Here is a 16,750-nt window from a genome sequence, read left to right as displayed (position 1 = left end):
AACCGCATCGAGCGCTTCTTCTGCAAACTCAAGCAGTTCCGCAGGGCCGCTACCCGCTTCGACAAGCTTGGTCGAAACTTCCTCGCAACTCTTACCCTCGCCTCCCTAAGGATTTGGCTGCGACACGTTGAGTCCACGCCCTAGGGTCTCCGCGACGTCGCTTCGCGACTGCTACGCCCTAGGATGACGAAGGTTTGGGCTGCTTCGGTTAATCGCGAACGTTGGCGAAGACGAGCCTCAGGCGTGCCCAGCCGCCAGGCTCAGATGCGCCAGATCAATGCCGATCGAGGCGAGGATGCGGTCGTATTTGCGTTCGATGTCGGCGTCGAACAGAAGCTCCGGCGTCGCCGGGCAGGTCAGCCAGCCATTCTCGGCGATCTCGGTTTCCAGCTGGCCGGGGCCCCAGCCGGAATAGCCGAGCGCCATCAGCGCGCGCCGCGGGCCGCGGCCGGACGAGATGGCGCGCAATATGTCGACGGTCGCGGTCAGGCAGATATCATCGGAGACGGTGAGCGAGGATTCTACCCGGTAGTCGCCGGAGTGCAGGACGAAGCCGCGGCTGCGGTCGACCGGGCCGCCATTGCGCACGACGAAGTCGCGGGCCTGCGCCGGCAGCCTGATCGCCTCCTGCTCGTTCATGATGCCGAGTTGCACCAGAAGATCGGGAAACAGCATCTGCTGCGTCTGGTTGATGATCAGGCCCATGGCGCCCTCATCGCTATGCGCGCAGATATAGATGACCGAGCGCGTGAAGCGGTCGTCCTTCATGCCGGGCATGGCAATCAGGAACTGGTCGTCGAGAAAGCCGCGTCCGCCGGCCGTCTTTTTGTGGCGCAACAAGTCCATGGGGCGGAGCGTAACGCGTTTCCGGAGCGCCGAAAAGATGCGCCGCGCGCGATTCGCTCAAAGCCCAATGCCTGGAACAACGGATTCCTGACTACCAATTTCCCCCGGCTGATTGCTTGAGCTCGACTGTTCCTCGCCCAAAAGTCACGCAAATATGATACGCAAAGCGCCATGAAAACATTGCGCGGCCATGAACTGACGATCAAATCACCGCCATGCAAAGCTTGAAAATCCTGCTGCTCGGTGCCGCCGTCGAATGCGGGGCAGCCCTTCCCGCCGCGGCTTCCTCTTCGGACTGGTACAACAGCGAAGGCGGCAAGGTGCGGCTGGTGACATCAGGCAAAGCGGACGAGGCAGGCCGCATCCATGGCGTGCTCGACATTGCGCTCAAGCCCGGCTGGAAGACCTATTGGCGCGATCCGGGCGATGCTGGCGTGCCACCGCAGATCGATGTCTCGGCCAGCACCAACATCACCGATGCGGCGTTTTCCTTCCCGCCGCCGCAGCGCCATGACGACGGTTACGGCAAATGGGCCGGCTACAACCATCCGGTTTCGCTGCCGGTGACATTCACCCTGTCATCGCCGAAGGATGCGGCCGTCATCGATGCCGATATCTTTCTCGGCATCTGCGAGACGATCTGCATTCCGGTGCAGACGCGGCTGAGGGTCGATCCCGCCGCCGATCCCGACAATGCCGAGGATGCGGCGCTGGTGAAGGCCGCCCTTGCCACCTTGCCGGCCCCTGCCAAAGCCGATTTCGGCATCAAGATCCTGCCCGGCGACCACGAGACGCTGGTCGTCGAGGCGACCTTTCCCGGCGATCCGGAGGCGGCGGATTTCTTCGTCGCCGGCGAACGCGACTACATGTTCGGGGCGCCGGCGCGCAGCGAAAAGGACGGCCGGCTGGTGTTTACCATACCGATCCTCGACCGGCCGTCGACGACCCCGACCGATGGCGGGTTGTATTACACCCTGACAAGTGGGGAAGGCGCGGTCGAGGGCGTTCTGCCGTTCCCCTGATACAAGTCCCGATCCAGGCTTTCCCATGATCCAGGCCTTGTCGGCGGTTGCGGGAAATGCCTGATTTCGCTATCGCAAGAAACCTTCCCTGCTTTCACACGAGGACCATCATGACCATTGCTGTTGGCGACAAACTGCCCGATGCGACCTTCAAGGAAATGACCGCCGACGGCGCCAAGGTCATCACCTCGGCCGAGATTTTTGCGGGCAAGAAGGTCGTCCTGTTCGGCGTTCCCGGCGCCTTTACGCCGACCTGCAGCAACAACCATCTGCCGGGCTATCTCGAGAACCACGACGCCATCCTGGCGCGCGGCGTCGACACCATCGCCGTCGTCTCGGTCAACGACGTCCATGTCATGGGCGCCTGGGCCAATTTCACCGGTGGTGAAGGCAAGATCCTCTATCTCGCCGACGGCAATGGCGAATTCGCCAAGTCGGTCGGCCTCGATTTCATAAGCAACGATATGGGGCTGCGCTCGAGACGCTTTTCGATGATCGTCGACAATGGCAAGGTCACCGCGCTCAATGTCGAGACCAAGCCCGGCGTCGACACTTCGGGTGCGGCTCACATTCTGAGCCAGCTCTAATCCCGGATTGCCATAACCTGGCGATCGCGCCCGCCTGGCGCGATGCCCTGCTTTTGGGGGACCTCGACGATGTTTGACATCATCTGGCGCAGTGTTGCGATCGGCATCGGCGCCACGGTGCTGATGGACCTGTGGGCGCTGTTCCTGCATCTGGCGTTCAGTCAGCCGCGGCCGAACTGGGGACCGCCTGGCCGCTGGGTCTGGCACCTCAAGGACGGCAAGGTCTTCCACGACGATATCGCCCATGCCGCGCCCTATGCGCATGAGAAGGCGCTGGGCTGGGCCTTCCACTATTTCACCGGCATCGTCTACGGCATCATCCTGGTGGCGCTGGTGGGCAAGGCGTGGCTGGATGCGCCGACCTTCCTGCCGGCCTTCATCCTCGGCATGGTCACCATCGGCGCCGGCTGGTTCCTGCTGGCGCCGGGCATGGGCGCCGGCTGGGCCGCCTCAAAGCGCCCCAACCCGATGCAGATCCGCGCCTTCAACGTGATCTCGCACACGGTGTTCGCGCTCGGCCTTTACGGCACGGCCCTGCTGATCCGCTAACCCTATTCGCTGACGGCGCGTGGCTTCATCACGGCGACGGTATCGCTCCTCTCCAACAACCCGATTGCGGCACTGCGGAGTGCCGCTCCTGACCGTATCAGCGGCCCTCAATCGGCCGCCATCCGTGAACGACGCGACGCACGCCGATGTCATAGGCGAAGTAATTGCCGCCGCCGGCGGGCTGGTCCGCCTCGCGGCTGATCTCGCGATTGCTGAGCGAAAGCAGCAGCAGCGTTCCGACGCCGCCATGGCCGACGATGGCAATGTCGCCGTTGTCGACGGCACCGAGCACAGCCTCGACCTCGCTCACAATACGCTGCTGGGCATCGATGGCCCGTTCCCAGCCACGAATGTTTTTGTGCGGGTTGGCGAAGAACTGGTCCGCGACCGCCTCAAACTCCGGCGGCGGCAGGAAGCCTGTCGCCGAGCGGTCGTTCTCATGCATGGTCTCCCTCACCTCGACCGCAAGGCCGAGATGCCTAGCGAGTATCTCAGCGGTTTCGATGGCCTTGCGTTCAGCGGATGAGACGATGCGGCGGATCGAGCCGATCCAAGGTTGGTCGAGCATGGCCAACGCCCGCGCCCGTCCGATGTCGGACAGTCCCCATTCCGGCACGGGAACGGTGGCGTCGATCTGAACCTGCGGATGGGTGATGTAGTATGCAGTCGGCACGGGTGAGGTTTCCTGCCGGGAAGCCTAAACTCAATAGCTCTGGGTCGAGCGCCGCGCTCTCGGGGTTGCCGGCTGCTTGGCCGGCGCAGCCGGCTTCAGCGCGGCTGCAGGCTTCGGGGTTGCAGATGCGGCCGAGCCCTTCTTGAACGGCGCCATGCCTTCCCTTGCGAGTTCGTCGGCGCGTTCGTTCTCGGTGTGGCCGGCATGGCCCTTGACCCAGTTCCAGGTCACCTTGTGACGCCGGTTGGCCTCGTCCAGCGCCTGCCAGAGCTCACCGTTCTTGACCGGCTTCTTGTCGGCGGTCTTCCAGCCGTTCTTCTTCCAGCCATGGATCCACTTCGAGATGCCGTCCATGACATATTTGCTGTCGGTGTGAAGCTCGACGGCGCACGGCTCCTTCAGCGCATTCAGCGCCGAAATGGCGGCCAGCAGCTCCATGCGGTTGTTGGTGGTCTCAGCCTCGCCGCCCGACAATTCCTTGGTCTTGCCGTTGAAGCGCAGGATGGCGCCCCAGCCGCCGGGACCGGGATTGCCTGAGCAGGCGCCGTCGGTGAAGATTTCAACCTGCTTGGTCATGTCAGTCCATATTCCGAAGGGGACCTGATGGCGCGGTGGAAGCGCATGCGGCGGATATATTCGGTCGGATCGCGCTTCATGACCAGCCCGCCATCGGGAACGGTCAGCCAGTCATAGAGCCGGGTCAGCATGAAGCGCAGCGCCGAGCCGCGCGCCAGCATCGGCAGCGCCGCCCTCTCACCATCGCTCAAGGGCCGCACGCTCTGATAGCCAGCCAGCAGCGCCGTGCCCTTGGTCAGATTGAAGGAGAAATCCTTCTCGAAACACCAGGCGTTGAGGCAGGTGGCGACGTCATAGGCGTAGAGGTCGTTGCAGGCGAAATAGAAGTCGATCAGGCCCGACAGTTTTTCGCCGAGGAAGAAGACATTGTCGGGGAACAGGTCGGCATGAATGATTCCCGCCGGCAGGCCCCGCGGCCAATGGCGTTCGAAATCGGTGAAATCGGCGTCGACCTCGGCAGCCAGTCCCGGCTCGACCTCGTCGGCGCGGTCGCGCGAGGCGTTCCAGAGCTTGCGCCAGCCGTCGATGGCCAGCGCATTGTCGCGGGTCATCGCAAAATCCTGGCCGGCGAGATGCAGGGCGGCCAGTGCCTTGCCGACTTCGCCGCAATGCGCCGCTGTCGGCCGCCGCAGCGACAGGCCTTCGAGGAAGGTGATGATGACCGCCGGGCGGCCGGCCAGCGTGCCGATGACGGTGCCGTCGTGCGCGGTTACCGGCAGCGGACAGGAAATCCCTTTGCGGGCGAGATGGCCCATCAGGCCGAGGAAGAACGGCAGGTCGGCCTTGTCGACGCGCTTTTCGTAGAGCGTGAGGATGTAGGAGCCGCTCGATGTGTGCAGCAGAAAATTCGAATTCTCGGTGCCTTCGGCAATGCCCTTGTAGGACAGCAATTCGCCAACCGGATAAGCCCTGAGGAACGCGCCGAGTTCGCCCTCGTTGACATCGGTGTAGACCGCCATGTGCTGTTCACGCGGCTCCGTTGACGAAGGCCATGTCGGCCCGCGTCAGTTCGACATCGCGCAGAACCCGCATGACAGGAAAATCCTCCGTTTCGGTCGCAGTGATCGCGAGATCGATGGTCACCTCGAAGCGCTGGCGGAAAGCGTCGATGATCTCGTCGACGATGATCTCCGGCGCCGACGCACCGGCAGACAGGCCGAGCGTCGAGATATCAGCGATGTCATTCCATGGAATTTCGGACGCGCGCTGTACGAGAAGCGACATGGTGGCGCCGGCGCGCTCCGCCACTTCGACAAGACGGCGCGAATTGGAGGAATTCGGCGCACCGACGATCAGATAGAGATCGGCGCCTGCGGCGGTGTCCTTGACCGCTTCCTGGCGGTTGGTGGTGGCGTAGCAGATCGATTCGGCGGCCGGCGCATGCAATTGCGGGAAGCGCTCCTGCAGCGCCCGGATGATGCCAGCGGTGTCTTCGACCGACAGCGTCGTCTGGGTGACGAAGCCGAGCGCCTCAGGGTTGACCGGCGCAAAGGTTGCGGCGTCGGCCTCGGTCTCGATCAGCGTGACGGCGCCTTCCGCCAGCTGGCCCATTGTGCCGATCACCTCGGGATGGCCGGCATGGCCGATCAGCAGCACATGGCGGCCGAGCCGCTGGTGGCGCATCGCCTGCTTGTGCACCTTCGACACCAGCGGGCAGGTGGCGTCGAGATAGAAGAGTTCGCGCGCCTGGGCGTCGGCCGGCACCGATTTCGGCACGCCATGCGCGGAGAAGACCACCGGCGACTTGCGATGCTCCGGCGGGATCTCCGACAGTTCCTCGATGAACACAGCGCCGAGGCTTTGCAGGCCCTCGACGACATAGCGGTTGTGCACGATCTCGTGGCGGACATAGACCGGCGCGCCGTATTTCTTCAGCGCCAGCACGACGATCTGGATGGCGCGGTCGACGCCGGCGCAAAAGCCGCGCGGCTGGCAGAGCCGGATCGTCAAAGGAGGCTTGGTCTTGGTGTGTAGCATCTAATCCGGGCCGGTTGTTCAGAGGCGAAATGAGGTGTGCACCCCTGCCCTGTCAAGGGCGGCTGGCATCATTCGGCTTTTGCCGGACGGCGCAGCCTGATGATCAGGACTGCGGCAAGGGCGGCGGCAAGGCCGTACCAGGTGAAGGCATATTGCAGATGAGAGTTCGGCAGATCGATGATGGTGACACCACCGACCGGCAACCCACCGGGGTTCGGCGTTTTGTCGGCGTCGATGAAGATCGGCACCAGCACGGCACCGGCGGGCAGGCCAGCGCTTGCCGCCATGACGTCACGGTCCTTCCAATAGAAGATGTTCTTGGCCACGTCATTGTCGGGCAGCATCACCGATGGCTTTGCCGGCAGCGGATTGCGCGCCAGCCCCGTGACCGTCACCTTGCCCGTCACTTGCCCTTGCGGGCGTTTGGCAGCGTCCTTTAGGTCATAGGGCACGAAGCCGCGATTGATCAGCACGAAGCGGCCATCGCCGAGCGCCAGCGGCGTGTAGACATTGAAGCCGGCGTCACCGTCCCAGGTGGCGTAGAAATGCCGCTCGCCCGAATGCAGGAATGTGCCGCTGACGGTGACCGGCGTGTAGTCGACATCGCCGGTGGCGGCGAATTCCTTTTCGACGTCCGCCAACGGCCGCGGTGCCGAATGTGTGCGCTGGTCGATGGTCGCCAGCAGGCCTTCCTTCCAGTGCAGGCGCTGTACCTGCCAGGTGCCAAGCCCCAGCAGAATGACGAACAACACCAGACCGAGGCCGAGCAGCAATGCCGTCTTCGGCCGCGAACGGCCGTTGGTTTTCGCCAGCGCCTCGCTCATTGCTCGTGGTCCAGCCGGCCTTCGGCAGCCTTGTTGGTGTATTGCAGCGTCAGCAGCACGCCCTTGATCAGCCTCAGCGCCGTCAGGCACAACGCCACCGCCAGAGGTATCCAGATGATGAAATGCAGCCAGAGCGGCGGGCTCAGCGTCACCTCCACCCACAGCGCCAGCCCGACGATGATGAAGCCGATGATCAGGATGACGAACACGGCCGGGCCATCGCCGGCATCGGCATAGGAATAGTCGAGGCCGCAATTCATGCAGCGCTTGCCGACGGTCAGGAAGCCGGAGAACAGCCGCCCTTCGCCGCAACGCGGACAGCGGCCGTGCAGGCCGGCCGAAATCGGCTCGATGGGTGGCCAGATCGCCTTGTCTTCGCTCATGTTCTACGGCTCGATTTCGATCGGCGTTCCATCCGGCACCATAGCCCAGATTTCATCCATGTCGGAGTCGGTAACCCCAATGCAGCCGTCGGTCCAGTCGACCAATTGAAGCAGCCAGCCCCACCAGCCGAAACCGTAAGCCATGGATGGGCCCCAACAAAAAGAAAGGCGGCCGCATTGCCGCAGCCGCCTTTTTGATCCCTTGGGGTTGATTCCCCGATGAAAGCCGTCAGTGGCCTTCGATCAGCGCGCCGGCCGATCCCCAGACATAGATCGCGCTGAACAGGAACAGCCAGACCACGTCGACGAAGTGCCAGTACCAGGCAGCCGCCTCGAAGCCGAAATGCTGCTTGGGCGTGAAGTCGCCCTTCATGGCGCGGATCAGGCAGACCAGCAGGAAGATGGTGCCGATGATGACGTGGAAGCCATGGAAGCCGGTCGCCATGAAGAAGGTGGCGCCATAGATGGAATCCTTGAAGCCGAACGGCGCGTGAATGTACTCGTAAGCCTGCACCATGGTGAACAGCATGCCGAGGCCGACGGTCAGCACCAGGCCGTTGATCAGGCCTTTACGGTCGCCATGGATCAGCGAGTGGTGCGCCCACGTCACCGTCGTGCCCGACAAAAGCAGGATGATGGTGTTGTAAAGCGGCAGATGGAAGGGATCGAGGACCTCGAGACCCTTCGGCGGCCAGACGCCGCCCGTAAAGGCGGTGCGGGCATATTGCTGCACCTCGCCCGGAAACAGGCTGGCATCGAAATAAGCCCAGAACCAGGCGACGAAGAACATCACTTCCGAAGCGATGAACATGATCATGCCGTAGCGCAGATGCAGCGACACGACGCGCGTGTGATGCCCTTCATGCGCTTCCTTGATCGTGTCCGACCACCAGGCGAACATGGTGTAGAGGACGATGACCAGGCCGATGAAGAACAGCCACGGATTGGCGATGTTGTGGCCGAAGACCGGGAAATCGCCGTTCTTGAGATACTGCATCAGGGCAACGCCGCCAACGGCGGTGACCAGCGCGCCGATGGAGCCGAGGAAGGGCCACGGGCTCGGGTTGACGAGATGGTAGTCGTGTTGTGGTTTTGCGTGCGCGTCTGCCATATCAACCCCCGAGATTTGCTTCGGTATCTGAAACTTTGATGGTGCTGTCCGGCGCCGATGAAGCGACCGGTTTGTTCTTTTCGACCGGGAACATGGTGTAGGACAGGGTGATCGTCTTCAAGTCCTTCAGTTCCGGCACGTTGACGATGTCGGGATCCACATAGAACACGACCGGCATGTCCAGTGTCTCGCCGGGCTTCAGTGTCGTGTCGGTGAAGCAGAAACACTCGACCTTGTTGAAGTAAGGGCCTGCCAGTTCCGGCTGGACGTTGAAGGTGGCGCGGCCGGTGACGGCGCGGTCGAACTTGTTGGTGGCGCTGTAATGTGCCTGCGTGGTCTCGCCGATCTTGATGGTGACCGAGCGGGCGACCGGCTGGAACTGCCAGGGAATGCCATTGGTGTTGGCGTCGAAGCGCACGGTGATGTCGCGGTCGAGGATGCGGCCGGCATATTGCTTCTCGGCGCGCTGCGTGGTGCCGCCATAGCCGGTGGCCTGGCAGAACACCTTGTAGAGCGGCACCGCGGCGTAGGCCATGCCGATCATGCCGCCGAAGAAGGCGACGCAGACGGCGGCGACAACGAGGTTGGTGTTTTTCTTCCCGGGGTCGGTCATGGTCTGGCGGGTCATCGTCGGCCTCACATCGATCCGGTATGGCCGAATTTGACGATCGTGATGACGTAGAAGACGACAACCAGCGCCGCCAGCGCAAGGCCGATCGCGGCCGAACGGTTGCGCCGCGCCTTCTGCTGGCGCTCCGTCAGCGTGACCAGTTCTAGCTTCTTGTCGATCATGGTCATACTCCACCGATGGCCAGAGCGCGACCGACGACGCAGTCGGCCAGATAGATGGCGAAGATCGCGAACAGGTAGAGCAGCGAATAGGCAAACAGCGCCTTGGCCGGCTTCATGGCGCGGTCGTCGTCGGTCATGCGCAACACTTTCCAGGCATACCAGACAAAGCCCGCGCCGAGCGCCAGCGAAGCGATGCCGTAGCCGGCGGTGGTGAAACCGAGCACCCAGGGCAGCACGCCGATCGGCGCAAGGATCAGGGCATAGGCGAAGATCTGGCGGCGGGTCGAGGCGTGGCCGGCGACATTGGGCATCATCGGAATGCCGGCCTTGGCGTAGTCGTCGGACTTGAACAGCGCCAGCGCCCAGAAATGCGGCGGCGTCCACAGGAAGATGATCAGGAACAGGACGAGACTTTCGAGGCTGACCGTTCCGGTCACCGCCGCCCAGCCGATGACTGGCGGAATGGCGCCGGCGGCACCGCCAATGACGATGTTCTGCGGCGTCGAGCGCTTCAGCCACATCGTGTAGACGACGGCGTAGAAGAAGATGGTGAAGGCGAGCAGCGCCGCCGACAGCCAGTTGACCAGCACGCCCAGCGTCATCACCGACAGCGCCGACAGCACAAGGCCGAAACTCAGGGCCTCGCCGGGCAGGATGCGGCCGGACGGAACCGGGCGACCGGCGGTCCGGCTCATCACGGCATCGATGTCGGCGTCGTACCACATGTTGAGCGCGCCCGAGGCGCCTGCGCCAATGGCGATCGCCAGGATTGCGACCATCGCTATCAGCGGGTTGACGGTCACGGGCGCCGCCACCATGCCGACAAAGGCCGTGAACACCACCAGCGACATGACGCGCGGCTTCAGCAGGGCGAAAAAATCGCCCGCAGTAGCTTCCGAAATTCGAAAGCCCGCTTCGTCAATCAATGGGTCGTCGACCAGGGCCATGCGTAGTTGAGTCCAATCATTCCGTTGGCCGAAACCGCCGGCGGGCCGGCGGTTTCGTATTCGGGCTGCCTTACTTGATCTTCGGCAGCTGTTCCCACTGGTGGAAGGGCGGCGGCGAAGGCAGCTGCCATTCGAGCGTGGTTGCACCCTCGCCCCATGGATTGGCGCCAGCCACCCGCTTCTTCTGGAAGGCTTCGAAGACGCCATAGAGGAAGATCACCACGCCGACGGCCGAGATATAGGAGCCGTAGGACGACACCATGTTCCAGCCGGCAAACGCGTCGGGATAGTCGATGGTGCGGCGCGGCATGCCGGCGAGGCCGAGGAAATGCTGCGGGAAGAAGATCAGGTTGACGCCGACGAAGGTAACCCAGAAGTGGGTGTTGGCGATCACCGGCGAGTACATGTAGCCAGTCATCTTCGGGAACCAGTAGTACCAGCCAGCGAAGATGGCGAACACCGCGCCGAGCGACAGCACGTAGTGGAAGTGGGCGATGACGAAATAGGTGTCATGCAGCGAGCGGTCGAGGCCGGCATTGGCGAGCTGAACGCCGGTGACGCCGCCGACCGTGAACAGGAAGATGAAGCCAAGCGCCCACAGCATCGGCGTCTTGAACGAGATCGACCCGCCCCACATCGTCGCGATCCAGGAGAAGATCTTCACGCCCGTCGGCACCGCGATGACCATGGTGGCGAAGACGAAGTAGCGCTGCGTGTCGAGCGACAGGCCGGTCGTGTACATGTGGTGCGCCCAGACGATGAAGCCGACGGCGCCGATTGCGACCATGGCGTAAGCCATGCCGAGATAACCGAACACCGGCTTCTTCGAGAAGGTCGAGACGATGTGGCTGATGATACCGAAGCCCGGCAGGATCAGGATGTACACCTCGGGGTGACCGAAGAACCAGAACAGGTGCTGGAACAGCAGCGGGTCGCCGCCGCCATCCGGAGTGAAGAAGGTGGTGCCGAAATTGCGGTCGGTAAGCAGCATGGTGATGCCGCCGGCGAGCACCGGAAGCGACAACAGCAGCAGGAAGGCGGTGACCAGCACCGACCAAGCAAATAGCGGCATCTTGTGCAGCGTCATGCCCGGCGCGCGCATGTTGAAGATGGTGGTGATGAAGTTGATGGCGCCGAGGATCGACGAAGCGCCGGCAATGTGGATCGACAGGATCGCCAGATCCATCGCGGGTCCGGGCTGGCCGGAGGTCGACAGCGGCGGATAGAGTGTCCAGCCGCCGCCGACGCCATAGGCGCCGGGCGCGCTCGGCATGAAGGCCGAGGCGATGAGCAGGATGAAGGCCGGCGGCAGCAGCCAGAACGAGATGTTGTTCATGCGCGGGAAGGCCATGTCCGGGGCACCGATCATGATCGGCACCATCCAGTTGGCGAAGCCGCCGATCAGCGCCGGCATGACCATGAAGAAGATCATGATCAGCGCGTGCGCGGTGCCGAAGGCGTTGTACATGCTCTTGCCGCCGTCGATGGCGGCATCGCCGTTCATGCCATAAACCATCTGCGCCAGGCCGGTGAAGATCTGGATGCCCGGCTCCTGCAACTCCATGCGGATGACGACCGAAAGCGCCCCGCCGACGATGCCCGCGAAGATCGCGAAGATCAGATAGAGCGTGCCGATGTCCTTGTGGTTGGTGGAGTACACCCACCGGACCCAGCCATGATAGGGCTTGTGGTCGTGATCGTCGTGAGCTGCAGCTTCTGCCATGGTCGGCTCCGTTCCCTAATTCTTGCTAACCCGCGGCATCAATTGCCGGCGGCCGCTACCTTGTTGGTACCGTCGACCTCGGCCATCAGCGCCTTGTTGGCGCCGGGAAGGTCGGTCTTGGCTGCTGCCAGCCAGGTCTTGTACTGCGCGTCGGAGACGACGCGGATGGCGATCGGCATGAAGGCGTGGTCCTTGCCGCAGAGCTGCGAGCACTGGCCGTAATAGAGGCCTTCCTTCTCCGCCTTGAACCACGTCTCGTTGGTGCGGCCGGGAACCGCGTCCATCTTGATGCCGAAGGCCGGCATGGCGAAGGAGTGGATGACGTCGGTCGCGGTGACCAGGACACGGGTCATGGTGTTGACCGGCACCACCAGCTCGTTATCGACCGCCAGCAGGCGCGGGTAGACCTTGCGGTCTTCCTTGCCGATCGCCGCGCGATCGGCATCCTGAAGGATGGCCGAGTTGAAGGAGAGCGTGTTCTCGGTCTGGTACTCATAGTCCCAGTTCCACTGATTGCCCGTCGCCTTGACGGTCAGCTTGGCCTCTTCCGGCGGCGTGTACTGCGCGGTCAGGAGTTGGAACGAGGGAATGGCGATGAACAGCAGGACGACGACCGGCCCGACAGTCCAGATAATCTCGATCAGCGTGTTGTGGCTGGTCTTGGACGGAACCGGGTTTACGCTGGCGCGGAACCTGAAGATGCACCAGGCGAGAAGAACAAGCACCAGCACGGTGATCGGGACGACGAACCACATCGTGTAGTTCCCGAACCACTCGATCTGCCGCATCATGTCGGTCGCCGCCGGCTGAAAGGTCATCTCCCACGGCTGCGGCTGGGCCGCATGGGCGGAGGCACCGGCGAAAAATGCGGTGGCAGCAGCTGCTGTTGCCATCAATTTGGCGCTTGTTGGGAATTTTCTCATCGCCGTCATCATCTCCCGGTTCCCTGCCGTCGTGGCGCAGGAATATCGTACATCGCCGGGATGGGAATCCCGGACAGTCCCAAGGCTGGTTCAAACCATACTCTATTTCCCTCCGCAAGAAAGGAGCGGGCAAAACCGTGCGGCATTTTTGCGCGCAAGCGCGAGCGCGCCGTTTCAACGGCCTCGCGGCTTGCGCGGATCGTCGACAGATGGGCTATGCGGGCTTGCGGCCGGAATGCGCCCGACGGTCGCAATTCGGGCGAATTTGCTAGGGAAAAGCGCATTATTGCGCTTGCCGGGGCTGACCGGCGGTCGCCCTATCCTTTACTTGGCCTTGGCGCGGCTTAAAGTGCCGTGATTCGCTAATGGAGCCGTCATGACCTCTTGGCTTTCGAGAAACTCCTGGCTTTCGAGAAGCGGGGCGAAGGTCATCGTTCTCGCCGCCCTGATCGGTATCGGCTCGTCCGCAACCGGCACTGCCAATGCAGCGCAGCCGAGCGGCACGGTCAAGTCGACGCATGGCGCGTGGTCGATCATCTGCGACACACCGGCCGGCGCCACCTCGGAACAGTGCGTGATGATGCAGAACGTCGTCGCCGAGGATCGCCCGGAAATGGGACTTTCGGTCGTCGTGCTGCGGACAGCCGACAACAAGGCCGAGATCCTGCGCGTGCTGGCGCCGCTCGGCGTGCTTTTGCCCAACGGGCTCGGCCTCAATGTCGACGGCAAGGATATCGGTCGCGCCTATTTCGTGCGCTGCTTCCAGGACGGCTGCTACGCCGAGGTCATTCTTGAAAAGCCGCTGCTCGATACGCTGAAGACCGGCACGTCGGCCACCTTCATCGTCTTCCAGACGCCGGAAGAAGGCATCGGCATCCCTGTCGACCTCAAGGGCTTCGCCGACGGTTTTGCCGCCCTGCCCTGAGCTTGATGCTTGCGAAAAGGCGGGGCCTGAAGCAGAGTTCCCACGGGTTTGATTTTTGGCTGCGGGGGTCATCATACGCGCTTTTTCCCTGCTTCTGTCGACCGGTCTGATCCTGACCGGCGCAATTTCCGTCGCCTTTGCCGAGGATGTCGAAATCATCACGGCGCCCGACCCGGCGGTCATTCTCGAAATTGCCAAGGGCTATGGCTCGGCCAAGATGGACAAGGACGACGGCGGCGATCCGATGGTTTCCGGCCGGCTCCAAGGCATGAAGTATGTCATCTACTTCTACGGTTGCGAAAACCATGAGAAGTGCAAGTCGATCCAGTTCTCGTCGGGCTATACGGATGCCTTCACAGCCGACCAGGCCAATGAATGGAACAAGAAATACCGCTGGGTGAAGGCCTTTTCCGGTGACGGGTCGAACTTCAAGATGGATGTCATGTTCAGGGGCGGGGTTACCCGCTCCTATCTCGAGGAGCAGTTCTCGAACTGGGATTCCATGACCAGCGACATCAAAGAATTCGTGAACGGGAAATAGGGCCGCGCGCTCCACGGTCGGCTGCGGATCGTCATTGCGGATTGTGCAGGCGCGTCTTCGCGCCTACATCGTGGCAACACCATTCCTCCTGTGAACGGACCTGCCATGAACAGCCTGATCGGCCAATTCGACATTTCCGACGATCGTATCAAGCGGATCGTCGCCGACACCCTTAACGGCGCCGATGACGGTGAGCTGTTCCTCGAATACAGCGAGAGCGAAGCGCTGATGTTCGACAATGGCAGATTGAAGACCGCCAATTTCAACACCGACCAGGGTTTTGGCCTGCGTGCGGTGGCTGGCGAGGCCAGCGGCTACGCCCATTCCAGCGATCTTTCCGAGGCGTCACTGCTGCGCGCGGCGGACGCCGTGTCGACCGTCAAGGGCGGCTATTCCGGCACGCTTGCCGCGGCACCCGCCCGCACCAACCGCCATCTCTACGGCGACGAGAACCCGATCCCCTCGCCTTCCTTCGAGGTCAAGGCCAAGCTGTTGCAGGAGATCGACGCCTGGCTTCGGGCCGAGGATCCGCGCGTGCGCCAGGTCACGGCCTCGCTCGCGGCGTCCTGGCAGCATGTCGAGATCGTGCGCGCCGATGGTCAGATGGTGCGCGACATCCGCCCGCTGGTCCGCATCAACGTGTCCGTCGTGGTCGGCGACGGCGACCGCCAGGAGAGCGGCTCCTACGGCATGGGCGGGCGCAAGGCGTTCGGCGAGTTCCTGGTCGAGGACAGCTGGAAGCATGCGGCACGAGAGGCGCTCAGGCAGGCGCTGGTCAATCTCGAAGCCATCCCGGCGCCAGCCGGCACGTTCGACATCGTATTGTCCAGCGGCTGGCCGGGCGTCATGTTGCACGAGGCCGTCGGCCACGGGCTGGAAGGCGATTTCAACCGCAAGAAGACCTCGGCCTTTGCCGGCCTGCTCGGCCAACAGGTGGCGGCCAAGGGGGTCACCGTGGTCGATGACGGCACCATGCCCGAGCGGCGCGGCTCGCTCACCGTCGACGATGAAGGCACGCCGTCGGCCCGCAACGTGCTGATCGAGGACGGCAGACTGGTCGGGTACATGCAGGACCGCCAGAACGCCCGGCTGATGGGCATGAAGGCGACCGGCAATGGCCGGCGCGAAGGTTATGCGCACCAGCCCATGCCGCGCATGACCAACACCTACATGACATCGGGCGACATGGAGCCGGACGAGATCATCGCCTCGGTCAAGAACGGCATCTATGCCGTCTCCTTCGGCGGCGGCCAGGTCGACATCACCTCAGGCAAGTTCGTGTTCGGCTGCACCGAGGCCTACATGATCGAGAACGGCAAGGTGACGCAGCCGATCAAGGGTGCCATGCTGATCGGCAACGGGCCAGACGCCATGCACCGCGTGTCGATGATCGGCAACGACATGAAGCTCGACAACGGCATCGGCATGTGCGGCAAGGCCGGCCAGGGCGTGCCGGTCGGCGTCGGCCAACCGCATCTCAGGATGAACCAGATGACGGTGGGCGGCACCAGGGTTTGAGCGTATTCCGGTAACACGCTTCAAATCTCAGCCGGCACCTTGAAGCGAACACAATTCACATTAGGAAATTAGTAACTGTTCAATTGCCTGGGCTGCCGTTTTGGCAGTACCGGCCTTCTCGTTGCGGTGTTGGTGATGGCAATGCGGCCCGGCGTCCTGGCTCTCCTCCTTGGCTTCGTTTCGTTGACTGGCGCGACAGCGCTGCAAGCCGGTCCGGCGGCAGCACAGTCGACATGGTTCAAGGCGCGGTCGACCCAGTCCGCCGCCGCTGTCGGCGGAAGCACCAGCGTCCCCTACGGCTGGGTCGATTTCTGCCACCGCCGGCCAAAAGAGTGCAAGGTGCCTGCTTTGCCGGCCGCCGATGTCAAGCTGACCCCGCAGAAGCTGAGCATTCTCAAGCGGGTCAATCAGAAGGCGAACAGGTCGATCAAGCCGGTCAGCAATTTCGATCATTGGGGCACGATGGAGGACCACTGGGACTATCCTGTGGACGGCAAGGGCGACTGCAAGATCTACGCGCTCTACAAGCGCAAGCTGCTTCTGCAAGCGGGATTCCCGCGGCAGGCGCTGCTGATGACGGTGGTGCGCGACCTCAACAATGAAGGCCACACCATCCTGACGGTGAAGACCGACAAGGGCGATCTTGTCCTCGACAATCTGGTCGATGAGATCAGGCCCTGGAACGCGACGGGCTATTACTTCCTGAAACGCCAGTCGCAGCAGAACCCAAATACATGGGTATCGATCAACCAACGCGGCGGCACGCCGAAACGGATGTCGCCAAGCTAGGCCCCTTGTTTTTCGCAATTCCGGGCGGAAAACCGCTTCACACT

At 62.8% G+C, this 16,750-nt stretch carries 20 protein-coding genes and 2 pseudogenes; 8 read left to right on the top strand and 14 right to left on the bottom strand.

Annotated features, from left to right (window positions below):
* A pseudogene (locus AC04SH_RS19685) lies at positions 1–144 on the top strand (IS5/IS1182 family transposase); the annotation flags it as partial.
* A gap of 93 nt (positions 145–237) precedes the next feature.
* On the opposite strand, the gene AC04SH_RS19680 reads toward AC04SH_RS19685, so the two are convergent.
* Positions 238–846, bottom strand: a complete 609-nt coding sequence (locus AC04SH_RS19680) for a YqgE/AlgH family protein (RefSeq protein WP_488576295.1) — start codon at positions 844–846, stop codon at positions 238–240.
* 215 nt (positions 847–1,061) lie between these two features.
* On the opposite strand from AC04SH_RS19680, the gene AC04SH_RS19675 reads away from it, so the two are divergent.
* From AC04SH_RS19675 to AC04SH_RS19665, 3 genes are all read left to right on the top strand, one after another.
* Positions 1,062–1,868 (top strand): protein-disulfide reductase DsbD domain-containing protein, encoded by an 807-nt coding sequence (locus AC04SH_RS19675; protein ID WP_488576294.1) that lies wholly within the window; start codon positions 1,062–1,064, stop codon positions 1,866–1,868.
* Positions 1,869–1,978: 110 nt separating this feature from the next.
* Complete coding sequence (locus AC04SH_RS19670; RefSeq protein WP_488576293.1) at positions 1,979–2,455, top strand: redoxin family protein; 477 nt, start codon at positions 1,979–1,981, stop codon at positions 2,453–2,455.
* Between the two features lie 69 nt (positions 2,456–2,524).
* Positions 2,525–3,004, top strand: a complete 480-nt coding sequence (locus AC04SH_RS19665) for a DUF2938 domain-containing protein (protein ID WP_488576292.1) — start codon at positions 2,525–2,527, stop codon at positions 3,002–3,004.
* Positions 3,005–3,101: 97 nt separating this feature from the next.
* On the opposite strand, the gene AC04SH_RS19660 is transcribed toward AC04SH_RS19665, so the two are convergent.
* From AC04SH_RS19660 to coxB, 13 genes and pseudogenes are all read right to left on the bottom strand, one after another.
* Entirely contained in the window at positions 3,102–3,677 is a 576-nt protein-coding gene (locus AC04SH_RS19660; protein ID WP_488576291.1) for a histidine phosphatase family protein, read from the bottom strand.
* A 30-nt stretch (positions 3,678–3,707) separates the two neighbouring features.
* A complete protein-coding gene (gene rnhA, locus AC04SH_RS19655; RefSeq protein WP_112563900.1) occupies positions 3,708–4,253 on the bottom strand; it encodes a ribonuclease HI in 546 nt (181 codons plus the stop codon).
* Complete coding sequence (locus AC04SH_RS19650; RefSeq protein ID WP_488576290.1) at positions 4,250–5,212, bottom strand: homoserine kinase; 963 nt, start codon at positions 5,210–5,212, stop codon at positions 4,250–4,252. The genes rnhA and AC04SH_RS19650 overlap by 4 nt, the downstream gene beginning before the upstream one ends.
* 7 nt (positions 5,213–5,219) lie before the next feature.
* Positions 5,220–6,230, bottom strand: a complete 1,011-nt coding sequence (gene ispH, locus AC04SH_RS19645; protein ID WP_488576289.1) for a 4-hydroxy-3-methylbut-2-enyl diphosphate reductase — start codon at positions 6,228–6,230, stop codon at positions 5,220–5,222.
* Positions 6,231–6,298: 68 nt separating this feature from the next.
* Positions 6,299–7,054, bottom strand: coding sequence for an SURF1 family protein (locus AC04SH_RS19640; RefSeq protein ID WP_488576288.1), 756 nt, complete (start codon positions 7,052–7,054; stop codon positions 6,299–6,301).
* Positions 7,051–7,437 carry a DUF983 domain-containing protein gene (locus tag AC04SH_RS19635; protein WP_436258876.1) on the bottom strand — a complete coding sequence of 129 codons (387 nt, stop codon included), beginning with the start codon at positions 7,435–7,437 and terminating at the stop codon, positions 7,051–7,053. Before AC04SH_RS19635 ends, AC04SH_RS19640 begins: the two co-directional genes overlap by 4 nt.
* Before the next feature lie 3 nt (positions 7,438–7,440).
* Positions 7,441–7,572 (bottom strand): annotated as a pseudogene (locus tag AC04SH_RS19630) (L,D-transpeptidase family protein); the annotation flags it as partial.
* A 94-nt stretch (positions 7,573–7,666) separates the two neighbouring features.
* A complete protein-coding gene (locus tag AC04SH_RS19625) occupies positions 7,667–8,548 on the bottom strand; it encodes a cytochrome c oxidase subunit 3 (protein WP_142866750.1) in 882 nt (293 codons plus the stop codon).
* Between the two features lies 1 nt (position 8,549).
* Positions 8,550–9,176 (bottom strand): cytochrome c oxidase assembly protein, encoded by a 627-nt coding sequence (locus AC04SH_RS19620; RefSeq protein WP_488576287.1) that lies wholly within the window; start codon positions 9,174–9,176, stop codon positions 8,550–8,552.
* Positions 9,177–9,184: 8 nt separating this feature from the next.
* Positions 9,185–9,346, bottom strand: a complete 162-nt coding sequence (locus AC04SH_RS19615) for a hypothetical protein (RefSeq protein ID WP_488551028.1) — start codon at positions 9,344–9,346, stop codon at positions 9,185–9,187.
* Positions 9,343–10,287 (bottom strand): heme o synthase, encoded by a 945-nt coding sequence (locus AC04SH_RS19610; RefSeq protein WP_488576286.1) that lies wholly within the window; start codon positions 10,285–10,287, stop codon positions 9,343–9,345. The genes AC04SH_RS19615 and AC04SH_RS19610 overlap by 4 nt, the downstream gene beginning before the upstream one ends.
* A gap of 70 nt (positions 10,288–10,357) precedes the next feature.
* Positions 10,358–12,010, bottom strand: a complete 1,653-nt coding sequence (gene ctaD / locus AC04SH_RS19605) for a cytochrome c oxidase subunit I (RefSeq protein WP_352584617.1) — start codon at positions 12,008–12,010, stop codon at positions 10,358–10,360.
* 38 nt (positions 12,011–12,048) lie between these two features.
* Positions 12,049–12,903, bottom strand: a complete 855-nt coding sequence (coxB, locus tag AC04SH_RS19600) for a cytochrome c oxidase subunit II (protein WP_488576309.1) — start codon at positions 12,901–12,903, stop codon at positions 12,049–12,051.
* 406 nt (positions 12,904–13,309) lie between these two features.
* On the opposite strand from coxB, the gene AC04SH_RS19595 reads away from it, so the two are divergent.
* From AC04SH_RS19595 to AC04SH_RS19580, 4 genes are all read left to right on the top strand, one after another.
* Positions 13,310–13,858 (top strand): invasion associated locus B family protein, encoded by a 549-nt coding sequence (locus AC04SH_RS19595; protein ID WP_112563882.1) that lies wholly within the window; start codon positions 13,310–13,312, stop codon positions 13,856–13,858.
* Between the two features lie 55 nt (positions 13,859–13,913).
* Positions 13,914–14,399 (top strand): YbjN domain-containing protein, encoded by a 486-nt coding sequence (locus AC04SH_RS19590; protein ID WP_488576285.1) that lies wholly within the window; start codon positions 13,914–13,916, stop codon positions 14,397–14,399.
* Positions 14,400–14,504: 105 nt separating this feature from the next.
* The gene (gene tldD, locus AC04SH_RS19585) at positions 14,505–15,917 is read left to right on the top strand and encodes a metalloprotease TldD (RefSeq protein ID WP_436258871.1); all 1,413 of its coding nucleotides are present in this window, start codon (positions 14,505–14,507) and stop codon (positions 15,915–15,917) included.
* Between the two features lie 135 nt (positions 15,918–16,052).
* The gene (locus AC04SH_RS19580; protein WP_488576284.1) at positions 16,053–16,706 is read left to right on the top strand and encodes a transglutaminase-like cysteine peptidase; all 654 of its coding nucleotides are present in this window, start codon (positions 16,053–16,055) and stop codon (positions 16,704–16,706) included.
* Positions 16,707–16,750: the final 44 nt, after the last annotated feature.

The sequence above is a fragment of the Mesorhizobium sp. CNPSo 4688 genome (genome assembly GCF_057784295.1).
Note: the sequence above shows the minus strand (reverse complement) of the source record. Positions and strands in the feature narration are given on the sequence as shown.